The organism is Orrella marina (assembly GCF_003058465.1).
GTDB lineage: Bacteria > Pseudomonadota > Gammaproteobacteria > Burkholderiales > Burkholderiaceae_B > Algicoccus > Algicoccus marinus.
In genome coordinates, this window is the sequence record NZ_CP028901.1 from 1258889 (window position 1) to 1279856 (window position 20968).

At 55.9% G+C, this 20968-nt stretch carries 18 protein-coding genes; 11 read left to right on the forward strand and 7 right to left on the reverse strand.

The features are described 5' to 3' along the window. The first annotated feature begins 30 nt into the window (after positions 1-30). Entirely contained in the window at positions 31-780 is a 750-nt protein-coding gene (locus DBV39_RS05595; protein ID WP_108620695.1) for a glucose 1-dehydrogenase, read from the forward strand. A 90-nt stretch (positions 781-870) separates the two neighbouring features. Here DBV39_RS05595 and DBV39_RS05600 read toward each other — a convergent pair whose 3' ends face one another. Then, complete coding sequence (locus DBV39_RS05600) at positions 871-1542, reverse strand: hypothetical protein (RefSeq protein ID WP_108620696.1); 672 nt, start codon at positions 1540-1542, stop codon at positions 871-873. Positions 1543-1901: 359 nt separating this feature from the next. Between DBV39_RS05600 and DBV39_RS05605 the strand changes: the two genes are divergently transcribed. The 3 genes from DBV39_RS05605 to DBV39_RS05620 all read left to right on the forward strand — a co-directional run bounded on the left by DBV39_RS05605 (position 1902) and on the right by DBV39_RS05620 (position 5712). Continuing rightward, positions 1902-2876: an arsenic resistance protein gene (locus tag DBV39_RS05605; protein WP_108620697.1), complete on the forward strand. Its 975-nt coding sequence runs from the start codon at positions 1902-1904 to the stop codon at positions 2874-2876. A 222-nt stretch (positions 2877-3098) separates the two neighbouring features. Then, entirely contained in the window at positions 3099-3542 is a 444-nt protein-coding gene (locus DBV39_RS05610) for a RidA family protein (protein WP_108620698.1), read from the forward strand. 427 nt (positions 3543-3969) lie between these two features. Further along, on the forward strand, positions 3970-5712 hold the full coding sequence (locus DBV39_RS05620) for a serine hydrolase (protein ID WP_227870832.1): 1743 nt from the start codon (positions 3970-3972) through the stop codon (positions 5710-5712). A 136-nt stretch (positions 5713-5848) separates the two neighbouring features. Here the strand turns inward: DBV39_RS05620 and DBV39_RS05625 are convergent, their stop codons facing one another. The 4 genes from DBV39_RS05625 to rph form a co-directional block, all read right to left on the reverse strand. Continuing rightward, a complete protein-coding gene (locus tag DBV39_RS05625) occupies positions 5849-6805 on the reverse strand; it encodes a methylated-DNA--[protein]-cysteine S-methyltransferase (protein ID WP_108620700.1) in 957 nt (318 codons plus the stop codon). Between the two features lie 179 nt (positions 6806-6984). Continuing rightward, positions 6985-7779, reverse strand: a complete 795-nt coding sequence (locus DBV39_RS20425; RefSeq protein ID WP_108620701.1) for a GntR family transcriptional regulator — start codon at positions 7777-7779, stop codon at positions 6985-6987. A 61-nt stretch (positions 7780-7840) separates the two neighbouring features. Then, the gene (locus DBV39_RS05635; RefSeq protein ID WP_108620702.1) at positions 7841-8341 is read right to left on the reverse strand and encodes a MaoC family dehydratase; all 501 of its coding nucleotides are present in this window, start codon (positions 8339-8341) and stop codon (positions 7841-7843) included. 248 nt (positions 8342-8589) lie between these two features. After that, positions 8590-9342 carry a ribonuclease PH gene (gene rph, locus DBV39_RS05640; protein ID WP_322348748.1) on the reverse strand — a complete coding sequence of 251 codons (753 nt, stop codon included), beginning with the start codon at positions 9340-9342 and terminating at the stop codon, positions 8590-8592. Between the two features lie 682 nt (positions 9343-10024). Here rph and ggt point away from each other — a divergent pair. The 4 genes from ggt (at position 10025) to DBV39_RS05665 (ending at position 15329) form a co-directional block, all read left to right on the forward strand. Beyond that, the gene (gene ggt, locus DBV39_RS05645; RefSeq protein WP_108623119.1) at positions 10025-12016 is read left to right on the forward strand and encodes a gamma-glutamyltransferase; all 1992 of its coding nucleotides are present in this window, start codon (positions 10025-10027) and stop codon (positions 12014-12016) included. A gap of 1 nt (position 12017) precedes the next feature. Further along, positions 12018-12953, forward strand: a complete 936-nt coding sequence (locus DBV39_RS05650) for a YicC/YloC family endoribonuclease (protein WP_108620703.1) — start codon at positions 12018-12020, stop codon at positions 12951-12953. Positions 12954-13318: 365 nt separating this feature from the next. Beyond that, entirely contained in the window at positions 13319-13828 is a 510-nt protein-coding gene (locus DBV39_RS05655; protein ID WP_108620704.1) for a hypothetical protein, read from the forward strand. Positions 13829-14345: 517 nt separating this feature from the next. Beyond that, a complete protein-coding gene (locus DBV39_RS05665; RefSeq protein WP_227870833.1) occupies positions 14346-15329 on the forward strand; it encodes a Bug family tripartite tricarboxylate transporter substrate binding protein in 984 nt (327 codons plus the stop codon). A gap of 92 nt (positions 15330-15421) precedes the next feature. Here DBV39_RS05665 and DBV39_RS05670 read toward each other — a convergent pair whose 3' ends face one another. Next, on the reverse strand, positions 15422-16192 hold the full coding sequence (locus tag DBV39_RS05670) for an SDR family oxidoreductase (protein WP_407669278.1): 771 nt from the start codon (positions 16190-16192) through the stop codon (positions 15422-15424). Positions 16193-16497: 305 nt separating this feature from the next. Between DBV39_RS05670 and gmk the strand changes: the two genes are divergently transcribed. The 3 genes from gmk to DBV39_RS05685 all read left to right on the forward strand — a co-directional run bounded on the left by gmk (position 16498) and on the right by DBV39_RS05685 (position 19991). Next, positions 16498-17121 (forward strand): guanylate kinase, encoded by a 624-nt coding sequence (gene gmk / locus DBV39_RS05675; protein WP_108623121.1) that lies wholly within the window; start codon positions 16498-16500, stop codon positions 17119-17121. A 340-nt stretch (positions 17122-17461) separates the two neighbouring features. Further along, positions 17462-17665 carry a DNA-directed RNA polymerase subunit omega gene (gene rpoZ / locus DBV39_RS05680; protein ID WP_108620707.1) on the forward strand — a complete coding sequence of 68 codons (204 nt, stop codon included), beginning with the start codon at positions 17462-17464 and terminating at the stop codon, positions 17663-17665. A gap of 16 nt (positions 17666-17681) precedes the next feature. After that, a complete protein-coding gene (locus DBV39_RS05685; RefSeq protein ID WP_108620708.1) occupies positions 17682-19991 on the forward strand; it encodes a RelA/SpoT family protein in 2310 nt (769 codons plus the stop codon). A 29-nt stretch (positions 19992-20020) separates the two neighbouring features. Here the strand turns inward: DBV39_RS05685 and DBV39_RS05690 are convergent, their stop codons facing one another. Then, complete coding sequence (locus tag DBV39_RS05690) at positions 20021-20968, reverse strand: alpha-L-glutamate ligase-like protein (protein ID WP_108620709.1); 948 nt, start codon at positions 20966-20968, stop codon at positions 20021-20023.

Here is a 20968-nt window from a genome sequence, read left to right on the forward strand (position 1 = left end):
TTTGAACAGACAACGATCAGGAGACAGGACATGCTACTTGAAGGCAAGATTGCGATCGTAACTGGTGCAGCCAGTGGATTCGGGGCCGAAATTGCCCGTGCTTACGCCCGTGAGGGCGCCAAAGTCGTGATTGCGGACCTCAATGAAGCCGGTGCGCAGAAAGTTGCGCAAGAAATTGGTCCCGCGGCACTTGCCGTCAAGTGCGATGTCAGCAAGCGGCCTGACATCGATCATGTCCTGACTGCGACGATCTCCAGGTTTGGTGTCCCGGACATCGTGGTCAACAACGCGGGTTTCACGCATCGCAACCAGCCGCTGCTCAACGTGGACGAAGCCACCTTTGACCGGGTGTTCGACGTCAACGTCAAGGCGATCTATCACATGATCATGGCTGTCGTACCGGCGATGCGCGAACGCAAGAGCGGCTGCATTATCAACATTGGTTCGACCGCCGGGATTCGTCCCCGACCAGGGCTGACCTGGTACAACGCATCAAAAGGTGCAGCCAACCTGATGTCCAAGTCACTCGCGGTCGAACTGGCTCCAGATGGCATCCGGGTCAATGCAATCTGTCCGGTCATGGGTGACACGGGGATGCTGGCCGACTTCATGGGCGTACCCGACACTCCCGAGAATCGAGCCAAGTTTGTTGCCACTATTCCAATGGGTCGCATGAGTCAGCCAGGCGATATTGCCAATGCGGCACTGTTTCTTGCACAAGACAGCTCAAACTTCCTGACCGGACTGGAACTCCCGGTTGATGGCGGCCGCACGGTCTGAGATTTTCTGAAGAAGTAGTGCACTGTCCTTGCAGGCCAGTGCATGCTACCTGAATAAAACCAGTCGTGAGATCCTGACTGCCCAGCGCCCCTAGCATTTGTCCAGAACGAGACCCAGTTCCCGGGATGGTACCCGCCTGGGCCCACCTGACCGGATGATGGGCCACAGAAATGGCATGTAGGCCACCACCATCAACATGAATGCAATCGCTGCGATATCCCAGACGCCCTTTGAGAGCATGAAGTAGGCTCCCGTTGTAAAAATGGCAACGCCTGCCACGCCCGCCAAGGCAGAGAACCCCCACTCGATCCATCCTGGCCCCTTGACAAACTCAGTCTCCGGGTTGATGGCTTCAAGCCTTGAAACGATACTTCGCACAAGCGCCACAAACTCCCTGGTCCTGCGCTCGAATCGTCTGGGTGAACCGGGTGGGCGCATTCCTGGCTCAAACCAGTGACGATCTCCAATGTCGAATTTCTTTCCGGAACGATCGACAATCATGCAACGCGCAGTCAACTCCAGGCTCTCACCCGGCATGTGAACACGGATTGACTTGATATCGGCCAACCGTAGCTGATAGGACCGACTGGCAAGCGTCCAGTGCAACACATCGCCATCGAGACGGTAGAAACGAGTCTTTCTGAATGGCGCCGGCCGAACGGTCAGTTCTGGTGAATCCGGCAATGCTGACTTGTCAGACGAATTGGTAACCTGGGCCGTCTCAAAATCTGACGTTTGCGCTGGATCTTGTCTGGTCGTCACAGAAGGACTCCTTGGAAGGTATTGACGAAAACCGGCATTTTGACATTCTCGCCCACCTGAAGGAAGGCAATTCCTACGGCGCTAAACAAGAGCAAGCTCCTGCGTAGTCGCTTCGGCGGGTTCGCCTAAAGGTTGCTACGCAACCAAATCACTTGGACGAGGTTTGCCGCGCATTCCGATCTGAAAACCCGACCCCCTTCATTCACCCGCGCCAACATCCAGCAGGATGCGGGATCGCTGTTCCTCAGACAATCGAAACAATACACATAAAACGGACAACGCGTGAGCAATCAACGTCCGATCAAGATGAGACAATTGCGCCTGCCGCATCCAATCGATGCAGAGGGAGGAACTACCAAGTGCGAGCCTGGCTGGAAATCCGGCAATCCTGGATCTATCTGCTGTGCATTATCGCCGGATTGCTGCTCGGACTCAGTCAGCCCGCTACTGCAGCCCGATTCGACGTGGCGGTGTGGCCACTGCTTGCCGTATTGCTCTACACCACGTTTACCCAGATACCATTTACCCAGATTGGACACGGCCTGAAAGACTGGCGGTTTCTAGGCGCCTTGTTACTGGGCAATTTTGTGGTGATTCCGCTCTTTGTGGGGGCTCTGACAACGCTGTTTGTGCTGTCGCCTGCTGTCCAGGCGGGCGTCCTGCTGGTGCTGCTCGTGCCCTGCACTGACTGGTTTATCAGCTTCACCCACCAGGGTAAAGGAGACGGTGCACGAGCTGTGGCTGCGACACCCGTGCTACTACTCATGCAACTCGTCCTGTTGCCTATGTACCTCTGGCTGTTCCTGGGATCAGACTGGTTGCTTGAAACACTCAACACGCGCTTGCTGGGCGCATTTCTGGGGTTGATTCTCGCGCCGCTGATACTGGCATGGATGACCGAGCAACTGGCTCAGCGAAACAGAATCGCTCGCCAATCGATCGAATTACTGAGCTATCTGCCTGTGCCCCTGCTGGCACTGGTCGTGTTAGTGATCGCCGCGTCGCAAGTGAAGTCAGTCGCCCTTCTTGGCGCGGTCTGGATTCAGCTGCTGTTGATTTTTCTGGTTTATCTGGTTTTCGCGGCGTATCTGGGCAGGATTCTGGGACGTGTGTTTGATCTGCCTTCATCAATCACCAGAACACTTTGCTTTAGTTTCGGTACCCGCAATTCGTTCGTTATGCTACCGATTGCACTCACATTGCCACCCGCCTGGCAAGGTGTGGCCACCATCGTAATATTTCAGTCACTGATCGAATTGTTTGGCATGGTGGCCTATCTGAAGTGGGTACCTGAGCGACTGGTTCCTCAGGCAATCCGCTCTGGTCCGTCGTGAATTGAGCGAAGTACGAAGAGTTCGTAGCGATTATCTTCGGTTCGCCCCTATCAATGACCTTCTACAAAGACAGTCACTCGTTACGGTCCTCTCCATAAAATGGCTTGAACCCGCGGGCAATGTGTGCAACATTTGCATGACCCTGATGTGAGAGCGCCATCCCTGTCAGGGGGTAGCGCTCTCACACACTGACTCAACAACCTGTCTCACAAGGAGTTCTGCATGGATACCAGCGCCATTGACGCCATTGTTCTTCCCAAGCCAGTCGGCAATTTTCTGCTGTACAAAACCGTCGGCAACATTGTCTATCTGTCCGGTCAGACTTGCTCGAGAGATGGGCAGATGCGCTATCAAGGTCGTATCGGATCTGACCTGAGTGTAGAAGATGGCTATGCTGCTGCACGTATATGTATGGAAAACCTGTTTGCAGCACTGCGTCAGGCTGTCGATGGTGACTGGTCCCGCGTCAAGGAGTGCGTACGCCTGACTGGGTACATCAACTCAGAGGCACCTTTCACTAAAACGCCGCTGGTCATGAATGGCGCCTCCGATCTGGTCGTAGAAATGATGGGTGATGCAGGGCGCCATGCACGCTCGGCCGTTGGTGTCAGCGCCCTACCCGGCAACGCGGCGGTCGAAGTCGAAGCGTTTTTCCGAATCGAATAACGCGAGCCGCCAGCCCCTGGCCAGTCGCCCTCGAGCCGTTGCCGGCAACAATGCAATCGTTGCCCGGGGTCGGCACAGGCCAGGACCGATTTTCCCGGATCAACAGCTTGTAGTTTGCACATTGCACAGTTGTGCATTACCGCAAAGCCTGGCTCTTCTCGAACACGCCAGCCGGTGCCAAAGCCAACGGCAAAGAGCCTTACGCATGATTGTGCTGGACTTGCAGTGTTGGGTGCAAACGCAAAGCCCCCGTGTCTTTTCAGTCAGAACTGACATCGAGGTAGCCATTCTCATTTTGTCTGGGCTGATGTTTTCAGGACTGACAGCACATCCAGCGCCAAGCATGCAACGATCTCTGGCCCATCTCGAAACATTCGCCAGCATGCAGATCGACGGTGCATAAACTGCCTCATAAGGAAAACACGACATGTCGAATGAAATCTCAGATTCTGAGCAAATGTCATTCTCGTCCGGTTTTACCAAAGCACAGAGAAGTTTCGAACAAGCGCACGTAGAGCCTGCAACGATGTCACGGGCATCACGCATGGTTTCAGTCGGGATCTGTATCGGGATTATTGCAACAGTCACCGCTGCACATGCAACACAAACCAACTATCCCGGCGGCGGCCAACACACTCCCTACCCCGCCTCGCACACGTCCCCTTCTGTGTACTCAGCGGTCACAGTCTCAAGCGAACGCGTCAGTCGTGCGATCGCACGACTTGATGCCGTTGCCCAGGACGTCCTCAAACGCAGCAGTATTCCAGGCATGGCAGTTGCCGTGGTTCAAGGCGAAGAACTCCTGTTTGAAAAGGGCTTCGGAGTCAGACGCATCGACTCCGCTCTGCCTGTCGATGCACAGACAGTCTTTCAACTGGCGTCACTATCCAAACCAATCGGGGCGACAGTGATCGCCACACAAGTCGATCAGGAGAAGGTGACATGGGATACTCCGATCAGCAAACTGCTGCCCTGGTTCAGGCTGTCTGACCCCTGGGTTAGTAAACACGTCACGATTGCTGACCTCTACGCCCACCGCTCAGGGCTGCCCGATCATGCGGGGGACGACCTGGAGGACCTGGGCTATGGCCGAGAGGAGATTTTGCGAAGATTGCGACTGATCCCGCTCAAGCCATTTCGGGCCCATTACGCGTACACTAACTTCGGCATTACGGCTGCGGCACAATCCGTTGCACAGGCTGCAGGCACCGACTGGGCGACGCTTTCGCGCGATGCCTTATACGAACCCCTTGGCATGCATTCCACAAGTTCCCGTCACGCCGACTACATGGCACAAGCCAATCGGGCATCTGGCCATATTCTCGCCAAAAATGGAACTGGCTATCAGGTATCAGATCTGCGTCAACCAGACGCACAATCGCCTGCTGGAGGCGTGAGCTCAAACATTCGCGATGTCGCCAGATGGATGCAGATGGTCCTGCAAAATGGTCAATACGAGAACAGTACTATCATTGCGAAAGAGGCATTGCTACCTGCCATCACCCCTAAGATGATCACCGGTCAGCCATCCTCTCCGGCCGCCCGTGCCGCAAGCTATGGGTATGGCTTTAATGTCGGTGTGCAGCCCTCCGGACGGGTCATGCTCGGTCACTCAGGAGGGTTCTATCTGGGTACTGGCACCACGTTTGCCATGATTCCTTCTCTGGATCTGGGCATCGTCGTTCTCACCAATGCATCACCGATCGGCGCCGCTGAGGCCGTTAGCGCCACCTTCATGGACATGGCGCAATTCGGTCACGTCACTCGTGACTGGCTGGCGGCCTACCAACCCGTCATGGCCCCGCTGGTCGCACCAGCAGGCGAACTGGTGGGCGCCCTTCACCCGTCATCCCCGACACCACCTCAATCCATGCAAACCTACGCAGGGACTTATCAGAATGACTATTTCGGGGATATCGAGGTTCGGTCACAGAGCAACACGGCCCAGAGTGACTCGCTATCGCTTGTGATCGGCCCTGGCCGTGATGTCAAGCAGCTCTCGCACTGGGATGGCAATACGTTCACCTTCATACCCTTTAACGAAAATGCGCCAATTGGATCAATCTCAAAGGTGCAATTTGAGGATATCCGCAAAGGCCAGGCTCAACGGGTCTCGATTGAACTGCTGAACGAGAACAATCTGGGCACGTTCACACGCAAACCGAGATAAGCGGACACGAACGCGACAATTCTCCAGACCCGGATACCCATTTCTCTGGCTTCTGATTCCTGGTCTCTGATTCCTGGCCTCTGACTGAGCCTGAACCACCCCATGACTAAAGTCATGGGCTTGCGCTCACAGTTGGTCACCTTCGGGAGGCCATTTCCCAACCCAGCATTGCCTGCTTGCGGGTCGCACCCCACCGATATTGCCCAAACTCCCCCTGTTGCCGTATGACGCGATGACAGGGGATCAGCCATCCGATCGGATTGGAGGCCACCGCACTGGCAACGGCACGCTGAGCTCCGGGCTGACCAATCCCCCGGGCAAGCTGCTGGTAGGAGACGACAGGACGATCACCTAGCTGGATCAATGCCTCCCAGACTTTCACCTGATAGTTCGTCCCTTTGAGCAGTAAATGGATCCTGTGATCTTTTTTTTCTTTGTGAGGTTCAGCCGACACGCCGTGAGCAGGCTCCGCCGGGTTGGCTCCCATGATGGCAAACCCGGAAAATATTCGTCTGACCAGATCCTGTGCCCCATCGCGGTCCTCGATCCAGCCTGCAGCAGGCAACAAGGATCGCAGGCAGCCAGGCACAAGCCCGTCATTCGTTCCCGAACCGGGAGATACGCGCGCACTCTGCGGTATATCGCTGTCCTCGTCCTCGAATGACAGGTGGCACACACCTCGTTCCGACCACCCCAGCAGGGTGACACCGAACGGCGAAACCGCCCTGGCATACCGGAGACTCAGCCCTCCTCCCTGCGACCGGATTTCTCCGGGAGTCATCGCCTCGCAGGAAATCATCAAGTCGTGCAAGCGGCTTGGACCACTCAGGCCCAGCTCATGCGAGATCTCAAGCGTCGAGCCGTGCTCAAGCAGTAGCGACCGTGCATGGTCTCGGGTCAGTACTTGCAGGAATCGCTTGGGGCTGATACCTGCCCATCGCGCAAACAGCCGCTGAAAATGATATGGACTCATGCCCACCGCTCTTGCGACCGTCTCAAGTCCTGGTTGCTCGCGCGCATGCGCCCGGATGAATTCGATTGCGCGGGCAACCTGCTGATAGGAACGGATATCCTCTGGATGCTGTGCTGACATGGCGACGCCCTGTTCGTGTCTGGTATTGACTCACCATATCCCGCATCAGCATCATGCTCAATCCGAAACTTGCGGTGTTGATAGACAGTCGCCTGCAGAACACACACGCTGTCATGGTGGCCACTACAACGGTAACCACTACAACGGTAACCACTATCACGCCCGCGTAACCGATCAGACTACAGCTTGATGCCCCCGACCTGAGGCGCCATCACCGCGAACTCGCGCCTGAAGGACTCCCGGTAAGTGAAGCGATCGGCCGGGTGAATATTGACCGCCTGCTCGACTAGTTCATCGTGAGTGTCCATGTACCGGCGCTGTATCCAGATGCCTGCACTTCGGGCAGGCACCTTGAGTTGCCGGGCCAGATCAGCATCAAGCGACATCGCCTTGATCTCCTGATGGACAACCTGTATGCGACAACCGAACTGTTGTTCGATCAACAGATAGAGCGGCTGGTCAACCTGCCCTGTCAGTCCGGCCAGCGCCCGAAATCTGGGTGCAATATGGACCCGCGTCCAGGCAAACGGCAGCGGTTGACCGGGCGCATAACGCAGACCCTCGATCTCGAGCCAGGTCTCACCGACTGAGGTGTCAAGCGACTCGGCTTTCTCCGGGGATAGCGCAACCACCTCCTGACGGGTAATCTCCAGCATGGTCTCGACCGCATACTGTTGAAGGTCTGTCAAACCTGACATGGTCTGCGTATATTGTCCGGTCGGCGCGACGGCCTGCACGCGAGTCCCTACACCTGGCTGGCGGTTAACCAGTCCTTGTTGCACCAGCAACTTGATAGCTTCTCGCACGGTGAACCTGGAGACCCCAAATTGCTGACACAGTACGTGTTCGGTCGGTAGCAAACTGCCTACCGGAAACTTCCCGGTCTGGATTTCATTGAGCAAAGTGGTCGCGAGCTGCACGTAACGCGGCATAGCAGCCAGAGAAGTCCCCAGTTGACCCGCAGCACCTTTCATCAAAGAACTGACTCCATTTCAAATATCGTCGATCAAGTTCAAACGTGGATTGACGAACAATTCAATCCCCGACACCGTAACCGCGTTTGGGGACCAGCGCACTCCGGACAAACGAGACCACCTCGGTTCCATCCTGCTTGGATCCTCGGGTGCGTACCGTCACAATGCCGCGGGTGTTGTCGCTGCGGGACTCTCTCACATCAAGCACTTCAGATTCTGCGTACAAGGTGTCACCAGCAAATACCGGCGCGGTCAGATTGATTTCCTTCCATCCCAGATTGGCGATGGCCTTGCCGCTAATGTCATTGACCGAAAGGCCGACCACCACGGCCAGCGTGAGTGTACTGTTCACGAGCGGTTTGCCAAACTGGCTCTTCCCGGAAAACTCGGCATCACAATGCATCGGGTGCTGATTCATGGTCAGCAGCGAGAAATGAATGTTGTCCGTCTCGGTGATGGTTCGACCAGGAGAATGCTCGTAGACCGCCCCAACCTCGAAATCTTCCAGATAACGCCCATAAACAGCCCGATAACGCTTGGGTCCGACGGTCTTGACATGCATGGCTCACTGGCTCCAGTTAGATAAAAAAGAGTTGTTCCGGACACTGACGGGGAGGAACAAATCAAACATATGGTTAATAGGTTTGTCTGGACAAACGATGCCACTGTGCGTCATGAATGTCAACGTATCAATAGAGGTAGACGGGGCCAGTGCGCCAGGATTGTCCGCAAGGACGCCCACGCGTTCCAGGTCGTCAATGCAAGAGAACCCTCACTATGGCCCCTCGCACACAGTCCGGGGCGTGGCGCTCAGCCTCTCTGACTGACTCTGGCGTGAGCAGCAGCCTGATTCAGCTCCCGGATGCCTTTATCTGCCAGATCAAGCAACTGACCTAGCATCTCACGATCAAACGTGTGGCCTTCTGCCGTACCCTGCACCTCGACAAACCGTCCTGACCCTGTCATCACAACGTTGACATCGGCGTCACATGATGAATCTTCTTCATAGTCCAGATCCAGTCTGGGCTGACCATTGACCACACCGACCGAAACAGCGGCAACACTATCGAGCAGCGGACTGGCGGTGATCGCACCCCGGGCCAGCAGACCGTCAATGGCGTCGGCCAAAGCCACCCATGCGCCGGTGATGCTTGCGCAACGAGTACCACCATCGGCCTGGAGTACATCGCAGTCAATCTGGATCGTGCGCTCGCCCAGCGCTTTCATGTCGATCACAGCCCTGAGGCTGCGTCCGATCAGACGCTGGATTTCCTGGGTCCGACCCGATTGCTTGCCTCGGGCCGCCTCCCGATCCGACCGGGTGTGTGTAGAGCGCGGCAACATGCCATATTCAGCGGTCACCCAGCCTTGCCCCTTCCCTTTCAGAAATGGCGGTACCTTTTCCTGGACACTCGCCGTGCACAGGACTTTGGTTTCACCCATGCTGACCAGCACTGATCCTTCGGCATAGCGAGTGAAATTGCGCACGAAGGTTACTGGGCGCAAAGCATCAATGCCTCGTTGATGCGCTCGATCGACCTGTTTGACTTGTTGTTCTGACACGCTGTTTCTCCTGTCTGTTGCTGGCAATACGTTGAATTGTTTGTATGCGCCAATGTGACCATCGCCTGAGTAACCGGCGAACGGCATATGAAAATCGTTGATCGGCAATCGGACAGCATAGCGCCAGGCGTGAACGCGCACGCCACTGTGCGTCTGATCTGGATCCTCTGGCAGGTACCGCACCGCGGCTCAGGCAAGTTAACATTCAAGAATGACGCAACCTGACCGACCACTCCGCCCGATTGCCCTCGCATCAAAGACCACTACTACAGTTGGTGGTCAAGGTGCAGATCTGCTGCTCAGGCAAGCTGTCTCTGTCGCATCCCTCACCCAATCCGGACAAGGTGCGATCGATGGCACATTGAAGCCACGGTTTACAGGTAATACTCATCGGGAAGAGGACCTTTCAAGCGAGCCAGAAGTCCACGAGACCCCGGAGACTGTTGGCGCTTTGAGAACCTTCGACACTTTCGTGACCATCGGGGTACTGGGTGTGCAGTTGAAAAGTTTTGACCGGACCAGAATACAATCCGGGCGTCGACGGATACGCACAACCGACTCACGATCATTGCAGACCGAGAGTATACGCACTGATCAGTATCCTGCATGTTTGCGCATGGCGAGTTCGATCCGCACTTCTGTTCAAACGTCTGCCCTTGCCTCAGTCCTCAGATCTGTCATTATGGCGGCTATTTCAACGCTCGCGCTATCCACCGCAAGCATGATGGCTGTCACCAGCGCCCAGGCCCAGGCTGCTTCGACATCTCGCATCGACGCTGGCCAGACCGCCCAGGCTGTTCTGAACTATCAGGATCGACGTGCAATATTCGAACCACGTCAGGCACGATACGGAATGATCGCGAGCGACCACTTTCTGGCGTCTCAAGTAGGGTCAGACATTCTGGCACAGGGTGGCAATGCCACCGATGCCGCAGTCGCCACGGCATTCGCGCTTGCAGTCGTGCTGCCATACGCTGGCAACCTCGGCGGTGGTGGCTTTGCGCTCATATTTGATCGAGACAATCAAAACCCGTCAGAAAACAAGGCCATGATCGGACTTGACCAACCCATGTCCACACTGGCGCTTGACTTCAGGGAGTCAGCACCAGCCAGTGCTCATCCGGACTTGTTTCTGGACGCGGCAGGTGATGTCATTCCGCGCATGTCAATCGAATCCACTGCAAGTATCGGTGTGCCGGGAACGGTGGCAGGTCTTCTGGCCATGCTCGAACGCACTGGCAGCCTGCCTCGTGCCGAGGTCATTGAACCTGCCATCAGGCTGGCTGAGCAGGGATTTGAAGTCACACCGACGCTAGCTGGACTCCTGGCGAGTCACTCGCGGCACCTGTACAAATCACCCGCCAATCGGGAGGTTTTCTTTAGCCGCAAGTCTGACTCAACGCACTGCGAACCCGCCTCCTGTCCGTTCGAAGCCCTGGAACCACTTCAGATTGGTGATTTGCTGATCCAGCATGATCTCGCCAACACCCTGCGCAGTATTCGTGATCTTGGTGCGCCCGGCTTTTACACCGGTCCAGTTGCCCAGTCGATATCCGATACCGTAAACGCCGACACTGGCCAGATGAGCCTCAATGATCTGGCACACTATCGCGTGCACTGGCGAGAGCCTGTTATCGGTGAGTATCGCGACCTGACGATCGCGAGTATGGCGGCACCGAGCTCTGGCGGGATTCATCTGATCCAGATGCTTAATATCCTGTCCCGATTTCCGATGGCAAACTACGGCTATGGAAGTGCCGCCAGCATCCACCTGATGACTGAAGCGGCTCGGCGTGCCTACGCAGACCGAGCGGCATATCTGGGTGATCCGGATTTTGTAGAAATCCCGGTCCAATGGTTGACCAGCATGGCTTATGCGCAGGCGCTGGCAGACGAGATCTCATTGACCGAGGCCACGCCCAGTTCAGCGATCAGTGCTGGCGAACCAGCACCGGCGCAAGGGACAGAAACCACCCATCTCTCAGCCGTGGACCGCTGGGGCAACATGGTGAGCCTGACCACCACGCTGAACCTGAACTTTGGTTCGGGATGGATGGCACCCGGGACGGGCGTATTGCTGAACAACGAAATGGATGATTTTTCCAGCAAACCGGGCGTGGCCAATGCATTCGGCCTGATCGGCAGTGATGCCAATCGAATCGAGCCCGGGAAGCGTCCATTGAGCTCAATGACCCCTGTGATTGTGTTTCGCGACGGGCAGCCCGCGTTTGCGACCGGGACGCCCGGCGGGGCACGCATCATCACCATGGTACTTCAGGTGATCCTGAATGTAGCGGATCACAAGATGAACATCGCTGCAGCCGGTGCAGTGCCCCGCATGCATCACCAATGGCTCCCGGACAGAATTGACCTTGAGCCCGGCTTCAGCCCTGACACGATTCGTATACTTCAACAATCAGGGCACCAGGTCGAACCATCACGGGCGGCAGGTCGGGTGCAAAGCGTCGCATCACAGTCACCAGGCAACGACGTCCAGAATGACGACAGAGCCAGAGATCACCACATCGTGTGGCTAGGTGCTTCTGATCCGCGCAGTGCAGATGGTGCGGCCATCGGCCCGGACCATCTCAGAATAACGGCTACGAGATCCGACACGAACTCAGCAGAAACGCCGACCACAACAAATACATCAGCGACTACAGGATTTCATTGATATGCAGAGTATGACAGGATATGGCAGTGCCCAGGCACAGGGTGAGCCAGGCAGTGTGACCATCGAGATTCGTAGCGTCAACAGTCGCTATCTGGATCTGTCGTTTCGGATCCCGGAAGAACTTCGTCAGGCCGAAATGCCGCTGCGCGATCTCATCACACGCAGCATTCGACGAGGCAAGGTAGAGGTCCGTGCTTCTTACGCACGTGCTGTCAGTGCGAATGATGAACTGGTGAGCGACCAGTTGCTTGAAACAGTCAACGAGACGTATCGCAAGGCAAGCAAGGTCATTCCGACTCTGCAGCCACCGACGCTGTCTGACATTATGAACTGGCCAGACGCCAGCCGCAGTCAGAGCGATCCAGGCCAGTGGCAAAAAATTTGCCAGCAAGCCTGCACACAGGCACTGTCACAGTTGATCGAGAACCGTGCGCGTGAAGGCAAAAGGCTGGCCGTGATCCTGGATGACCTGGCCAGTCAGATCGACGAAAAAGTCCAGGCGCTGGAGTCCCGTCTGCCCGAACTGGTGAGGCTTCAGCACGAGCGCCTGGTCAACCGGATGAAGGAGGCTCTGGAACAGGCCATGCCAACCGGTAATCTGAGCGCTGCGGATTTCAGCGAGCGGCTCAATGCCGAGGCAGGGATGTTTTCATTGAAGGCGGACGTTGCAGAAGAACTGGCCCGCCTGCGGTCTCATCTGTGCGAACTGAGATCCATCATTCAGATTCCGGAGTGTGAGGCCGGCCAATCCTCTGCCAAGTCTGCCTCTGCTCAAAGCAAGGGCCACGGAAAGCGTCTGGACTTCCTGTTCCAGGAAATGAATCGCGAGGCAAACACCCTGGGTTCGAAGTCCGTTCACATGGACATGACCCGCACTGCAATCGATCTGAAGCTTCTTATCGAACAGATGCGAGAACAGATTCAGAACATCGAATAGTCCGTCCATTCAACCTGGCATATCGATCAAGCCCGGCGAGGAACTCAAGTAGAAGGCTTTGCTTTGAGAAAAGCGAGCAACCGGACGCTGGCCAGCAAGCTAAACGACACCTCAGGAGCGCCGAATTCTCCTGACCAACTGTAAGCGCAAGCCCCTGACTTTAGTCATGGGGTGGTTCAGACATCAAATGCAACAGAAACGTCCGTTCGAGGTACGCAAGAGCGTTGCAAGTAGCTGGCTCAAACTGGTAAAACCAAGCTGCAGGCACAACGTTGGACACAAGATGCGCACAAGCCAAGCCACACACAGCTCATACAAAGACAGGGAAACGCTCTGATCCCATCTGCAATCAAGGAACCTCATCCATGAACACCCCGGCACCCTCATCGAACACCACGGCAAGCAACGGGCTGACCACTCCGAATTCCTGGGGTCGTTTCGCTGGCATCATGGCCATTTTTGTGTTGCTCGGCCCGATTGCCGGTGCACTTGGCGTCAATATTCTGTTCGCTCTCATGGCAACCGGTCAAGAGATCGCGACGCAAGGTTTCAATCTGTCGGAGATCCTGAGACTACTGGTTGGCGGAGTTGTGATTGGAACCATCGTCTCGGCGATCATGGCCTACAGCTTTGGCATTTTCTCCGCAGTGGGTGTGGGCCTGACCGTTGCCCTCGGTGATCGCCGCAATCTCGGGGTATCCTGGAAACTCGGATTGATCGCAGCCTTGCTGTTCTGGATTCTGCTTTCTGGTGTTGCTTCGACATTCGTGCCCGAACAAGGACTCAGAGCGTGGGTCGGGGCCTTGCTGATCGGGCACGTTCTCGCTGCACTGGTCTGCATCGGACTGGCACGCAGGATTTTTGGAAAAGCCTGAAAAAGGCCAAGAAACCTGAAACCTCCACTGTTCAGTTCGCGTGCTGCAAGGGCCTATCATCTTCGCACTTGCCAGAATGCGCAACAGAACCTTGTGTCAGGACATCTTTGCAAGAGTTTTCCTGATCCAGGTTTTCGCGCGGATCACGTCACTCGATATATATCCCTGCGCACTTTTCTCGCTCGAGCTCCCCGCACTGACCAGTCCGGTCCCGCGTGAATGAGTCCCGGACGAGCGCCTGGGGCTGCGGCACAGGGAAATCCATGTAGGTGAGACCCCGCCGCAATGGTACGGTCTGTCATGGACGGACGGAGCGCGTCTCGATCGATGAGAATCTTCGCGAGAGCCCGGCACAGCGCCGGGACCAGCGGACCTGCTCGTTTGGTTTGGATTATTCGGTTTGGACCGGCTTTAACGTGATTGACTCACAAAAGGCGCATCGGTCAGTCCATCAGTATCGTGCAGTGATGCATCCATGCACTGCACACATGCGCAAGCGTCATAAAAAGGAGACAAGATGAAGTACTTGAAGCAGCAAGCATCCCGACTGATCGGTGTTGCCATGACAGGCGTCATGCTGGCAGCCAGCGGCGCAGCCCTGGCACAGAACTATCCGGACAGGCCCATCAAGTTTGTCGTGCCCTATCCTCCAGGTGGCATCAGTGACACCGCCTCGCGTCTGGTCGCGGCCGCCATGGAGAAGAAGCTTGGTACACCGTTTGTGATCGAGAACCGGGCCGGAGCCGCTTCATCTGTTGCGAGTACACACGTTGCCAACCAGCCGGCCGATGGCTACACCATTTACGCTGCACCCGTGTCCCTGGTCATCAACCCGACACTGCAAGGTAGCGTCCAGTACGACCCGTTCAAAGACTTCACACCGATCTCGATGATGGCCAGCTCGCCGTTCATCCTGCAGACCCATCCCAGCGTTCCGGCCAAAGATGTGAAGGAGCTGATCGAATTGATCAAAGCATCCCCAGGAGAATACGCGATTGGCACATCTGGCATGGGTTCGATCAACCACCTGTCTTCAGAGTATTTTTTGAAGGAATACGGACTTGACATGCTGGTTGTTCACTATAAGGGTGGCATGCCGGCCGCTCAAGGGTTGCTGGGCAACCAGACCCAGCTGATGTTCTCGGCCGCTTCAGAAGCCCTGCCCCTGATTGCGGGTGGCAAAACCAATGGACTGGCCATCACATCGCAGGATCCTCAACCGTCCATATCTGACCTGCCCTCGCTCAATCAGGCCACAGGTTCAAAGGATTTCGAGGCTATTTTCTGGCTGGCTGTAGTCGCACCAGCAGGACTGGACAAGGACATTCAGAACAAGCTGTCGACAACCATGCAGGAGCTGGGCCAGGATGAGAAGCTTCGTGCCGACCTCCTGAACCTCGGAATTGTTCTCACAACGTCCACTCCGGAGCAGGTGACCGAGAACCTCAAGCGTGACGAAGCCAAATGGTCTGAACTCCTGAAAGAAATCAAGGTGAAGTGACTCGTCAAGATGAACCGACCTTAGTTGACTTGATGGACTGGCTGGATCAGAGGAAGACGCTGATCCAGCCTCAGATAAACCTCACAGACAGATTAGCCTCGTCCAACAAATGGCATATTGGTGGCCATAATGACCATCGACTGCACATTGGTCTCTAGCGGTAAGCCGGCTATCTGCACGATCGACTCGGCCACATGGTTTACGTCCATGCGCGGCTCGACTCTGGTAGAGCCATCTGCCTGCAAAATACCCTTGGCCATACGCTCGGTCATCTCGGTGGCGGCATTTCCAATATCAATCTGCGTACAAGCGATCCTGTAGGTCCGTGTATCCAGTGAAATGGATTTGGTCAAACCCGAGACCGCGTGCTTGGTGGCTGTATAGGCTATCGAATAAGGTCTGGGCACATGTGCGGAGATGGAACCGTTGTTGATAATTCTTCCACCTTGCGGATGCTGGTCTTTCATCATCCTGATAGCTTCACGCGCGCAAAAGAACATGCCATTCAAATTGACGTTGACCACCTCTAGCCACGTCTCGATCGGCAGTTCTTCAATGGGTACCGCTGGCGCACCACGCCCTGCATTGTTAAACAGGAGATCAAGACGCCCGAACTGGCTCTTGACCTGTTCAAACAGAGCCTGAACCTCTGCGTACTGGCTGACATCGGTCGGCATAGGATGCATGCCAGGTGCGGTATCGGACAACATTTCCTTGGTCTGATCGAGCGCCTCAGGTCGCCTGCCCACCAGCACAACATCCCATCCTGCCTTGGCCAGCGCGAGTGCTGTCGCCCTGCCAATACCTGATCCTGCGCCTGTGACGAGCGCCACTTTCTTGTCACTCATGACTTCCTCCTGAATGAATCACCTGAAGAACCGGGCTTACCGACGCCTGTTCAGTCGGCCGACATACCGATCCCGACGATCTGCTATGCTTTGCGATCATTGTACGTAGCAAATTTCCTGCATGCGCACGGGATACGCACTGCTCATGCCGACATTCTCCAGACGTGCGCGCAGAGCCTGACCAACAGGCGTACTCAACGATCCAGCCATCTCAGCAACTTGAGTTTGGCGTATGTCTGAAAGTTGAGGCCTGCCCGGTTGATTTGTTCAGTATCCGTTTAGGTCATGCAGGCCACTTTCATACCAACCATCCGAACATCATGAGCACTTCTGCCGGTAATATCTTTCTCGTCACCGCCCCTAGCGGCGCTGGCAAATCCAGTCTGGTCAACGCGCTGCTCGAGCGTGATCCCGGCCTTCAACTGTCGGTCTCATGCACCACAAGACCCCCTCGTGATGGAGAGGTCGATGGTAAAGACTACTGGTTTGTCTCACGCGAACGCTTCATCGAAATGCGCGACCAGAGCGATCTGCTTGAATGGGCCGAGGTGCATGACAATTTTTACGGCACACCCAAAGGGCCTTTAGCGGATGCACTGGCCAACGGTCGCGACGTGATTCTCGAGATTGACTGGCAAGGTGCCCGGCAAGTCAGAAGGATGCTCGGACCTGTCACGGGAATCTTCATCCTGCCGCCCTCGATGGAGGTGCTCGAGCAACGTCTCAAAGCGCGCGGCAAAGATAGTCAGGAAATCATCGGGCGTCGGGTTGCGGCCGCATCCAGTGAAATATCGCACGCCAGTGAATTCGAGTACATCATCATCAATCAGGACTTCAGCGTCGCTTTGAACCAGCTCGAGCATATTGTCGCGGCGTCTCGCCTGCGATTCCCCCGACAGGCGAAAGTCAATCCGGCTCTGTTTACATCTTTTGGCCTGTCCTGATCCCGCTTGTTCAGTTAAAACAAGCGCCATGACTCGATGGCAAGCAGCGAAACCCGTCAGGTATTGGTGATCCCGATGCAAATGGCGGTTATCATATCGATGTAGCAACATTGCAGTGCATCGTTCAGACCAGCATCGACCAATTGATACCATGCATCCTGTTTGCGTTGACCGCTAGCAGGATGTGTCTGGATTTATTTGGCATCAAATCAGGCTGGCCTGACAGGGATCTGCATCCCGTTTCCGTTTCCAGGGTCAGGCGAGGTTTCCGCTTTCAGGCATATCAGCCTACCGGAATGACTGCCTTCCAACCATTTTTAGCATCTCAGGTGAAAACACTATGGCTCGTATCACAGTTGAAGACTGTCTAGACAGGATCCCCAATCGCTTCAAGCTGACGCTGGCCGCGACATATCGTGCGCGTGAACTGGCTCAAGGCCATGCCTCACGCATTGACAGCAAGGACAAACCCACCGTGACCGCATTGCGTGAAATCGCGGCCGGTGTCACCGGGCTGGAGATGCTTCGCAAGGTTCCTACCTGAGGCATCGGAGCACAGCATGGGATTTCCGGGGCTGCGCTCTGCTTCTTCCGGGTTGCTTTCAGCAATCAAGGCCACGTCACGCCTGGGCAAGCGGGGCGCGAAGCGCACGGAAAACACTTCCCAGCCTGACACGCTAGCCGCAGATGTCTCCGCAGCGCTAGCGGAGCAGGCAGCAGCCGTATCTGACGCCGCATCGATCACCCGATTGCAGTCCATCGTATCCGAGTACCTGGAAGCCAAGGAAGTCGCACAGATCAAGGAGGCCTATCGCTTCTCGGATCAGGCTCATCTGGGTCAGTTTCGCTCCAGCGGCGAACCCTACATCACGCACCCGATCGCAGTAACCGAGATCTGTGCAGGCTGGAAGCTGGATGTCCAGGCGCTGATGGCGGCTTTGCTGCATGATGTGATGGAAGATCAGGGCGTACAGAAATCTGCCCTGGCCGAGCAGTTCGGCCCTGAAGTGGCCGAACTGGTTGACGGACTATCCAAACTGGATCGCCTGGACTTTGCAACGAAAGCACAGCAGCAGGCTGAAAGCTTCAGAAAGATGCTATTGGCGATGTCGCGCGACCTGCGCGTCATCCTGATCAAGCTGGCTGACCGACTGCACAACATGCGTACGCTTGATGCAGTCAGCCCCGAGAAGCAGCGCCGAATCGCGCGTGAAACGCTGGATATCTACGCACCGATTGCCAATCGCCTGGGTCTGAATGCCGTCTTTCGGGAAATGCAGGATCTGTGTTTTGCAGCGATATATCCCAATCGTTATCAGGTACTGCAACGTGCCGTGCTTGCCGCACGCGGTAACCGCCGTGAGGTCCTGACACGTATCTTCGACTCCGTCAGGGCGGCACTGCCTGCTGCCGGGATCGAAGCCGATGTCTCTGGCCGGGAAAAGACGCTTTATGGTATCTACCGCAAAATGGTGGACCAGAAAAAAAGCTTCTCGGAGGTGCTGGACATATACGGATTCCGTGTTGTGGTCCACACGTTGCCGGAGTGCTATCTGGCCATGGGAATCCTGCACCAGCTTTACCGTCCTGTTCCTGGCAAGTTCAAGGACTATATCGCCATCCCCAAGCTCAACGGCTACCAGTCACTACACACCACGCTGGTCGGTCCCTACGGCACGCCCATCGAGTTTCAGTTCCGCACTCACGAGATGCACAACGTAGCCGAAGAAGGTGTCGCGGCTCACTGGATCTACAAGACCGACGAGATGTCGCTTAGCGACATCCAGAAGCGCACCCATGCAGCCATTCAATCGTTGCTCGACATCCAGAGCCAGACGGGTGACTCCGGAGAATTTCTCGAACACGTCAAGGTCGATCTCTTTCCCGATGCAGTCTACGTCTTCACACCCAACGGCGAGATTGTTTCCTTGCCGCGAGGTGCAACGCTGGTCGATTTTGCGTATTCGATCCATACCGATGTGGGCAACCGGGCGGTTGCCAGCAAGGTCAATGGCGAGTATGTGCCACTGCGCACGGAACTGTCCAGTGGCGATACCGTCGAGATCATCACATCCGATGCTTCACGTCCAAGCGCGCACTGGCTCAATTTTGCGAGAACCGGTCGCGCCCGGTCGGAGATCCGTCACTACCTGCGGACCGTACGGTATGCAGAGTCGGTTGCGTTTGGGCAGCGTTTGCTCAAGCAAGCCTTCCATGAACTGCAGACAAGCTATCCCGAGGAAGACAATCCGACCTGGGACAAGCTGATCAAGGAAAGTGGCGCCCGGTCGCGAGAAGAAATTCTCGCAGACATCGGTCTGGGTAAAAGACTGGCTGCGGTGGTTGCCCGACGTTTCTCTCCTGAGAACTCTCTGATTGCCACCACAGCCGCCGAGTTCGACACGCTCAGCGCCGCCCGTGCAGCACCGATTCACATTCAGGGCAATGAAGGTCAGGCCGTGGTGCTGTCACCTTGCTGCGGGCCTATTCCTGGCGACGAGATCATGGCCAGTCTTCGGGTCGGAGCAGGTCTGGTCGTTCACACAGCTGACTGCCCGGTTGCCAAGCGGGCCCGGGCCCGGGAGCCGGAACGCTGGGTGGATGTGGCGTGGGACAAAACCACTGCGAGACACTTTGTCGTTCGTCTGGATGTCACTGCAGTCAACGAACGTGGTGTGCTCGGAAAAATCGCCGGCGAGATTGCCCAGGCAGACTCCAATATCATTCGCGTGAGTTCGCACGACGATGCTGAATCGTTTGTCATGAACCTGGTGGTACAAGTCGACGACCGAAACCACCTGGCCAAAGTATTCCGTGCGATCCGCCGCATACATCAGGTGCGTAGAATTGTCCGCGTCAAAGGCAATTAATCATATAGCGGCCAGAGTATGAGGCGTACTCAATGTGCCTCATACCACCGACTGCGCGTTACGATATCGGCATCCGGGTTGGTCTGTACACAACGATCGATCTGCTCCAGGTTGTGTTTCAACCCCTGCCGATTGGCAATCTGGATTGCCAGACCCGGACGGGCGTTAAGTTCGAGAATCAACGGACCATAGCGCTGGTCCAGCACGATATCTACCCCTAGATAGCCCAGTCCCGTCAAATCAAAACATCCGGCCGCCAGCTCAAGCAATCTGACCCACTCGGGGATCTGATGGCCAATGATCGTGTGTCCCGTATCCGGATGATTGTCGACAGGCTGATTGTCCCAGACACCACGGGTGGTACACCCTGTTTTCAGGTCAATTCCGGCGCCGATTGCCCCTTGATGCAAATTGGCCTTGCCGTCAGACTGCTGGGTCGGCAGACGAATCATGGCCATTGCAGGATACCCCCGATACACGATGATGCGAATGTCCGGTACGCCTTGATAGCTGATATCTTTGAATAAATCAGAGAATTCGACACGCTGCTCGATCATTGCAACATCTGGCAATCCCCCGAGCGAGTAAGCGCCACTGAGGATATTGCTGACGTGATGCTCAAGCTGCTCAAGCGTCATGGTCCGCCCACTTGCGCGCCGGAACAGATTTTCGTCCAGTCGATCGTCAATCACAACGATCCCCTCCCCTCCAGCTCCACGGGAAGGCTTGACCACGAATGAGCGATGCGTATCAAGAATCTTCGAGACTCTGCGAATGTCATGATGTGTTCTGACAACACCATAGAGCGCTGGAACCGATAACCCGGCCTCCTGCGCCAGTCGCTTGGTCTGCAGCTTGTCGTCAACAAGTGGATACAGTTTGCGCGGATTGTACTGTCCGATATACAACCCGTTGCGGGCATTCATACCCAGAATTCCCAGGTCTCGCAGTCGCCTGGGAGAGACAAACCAGCTCAT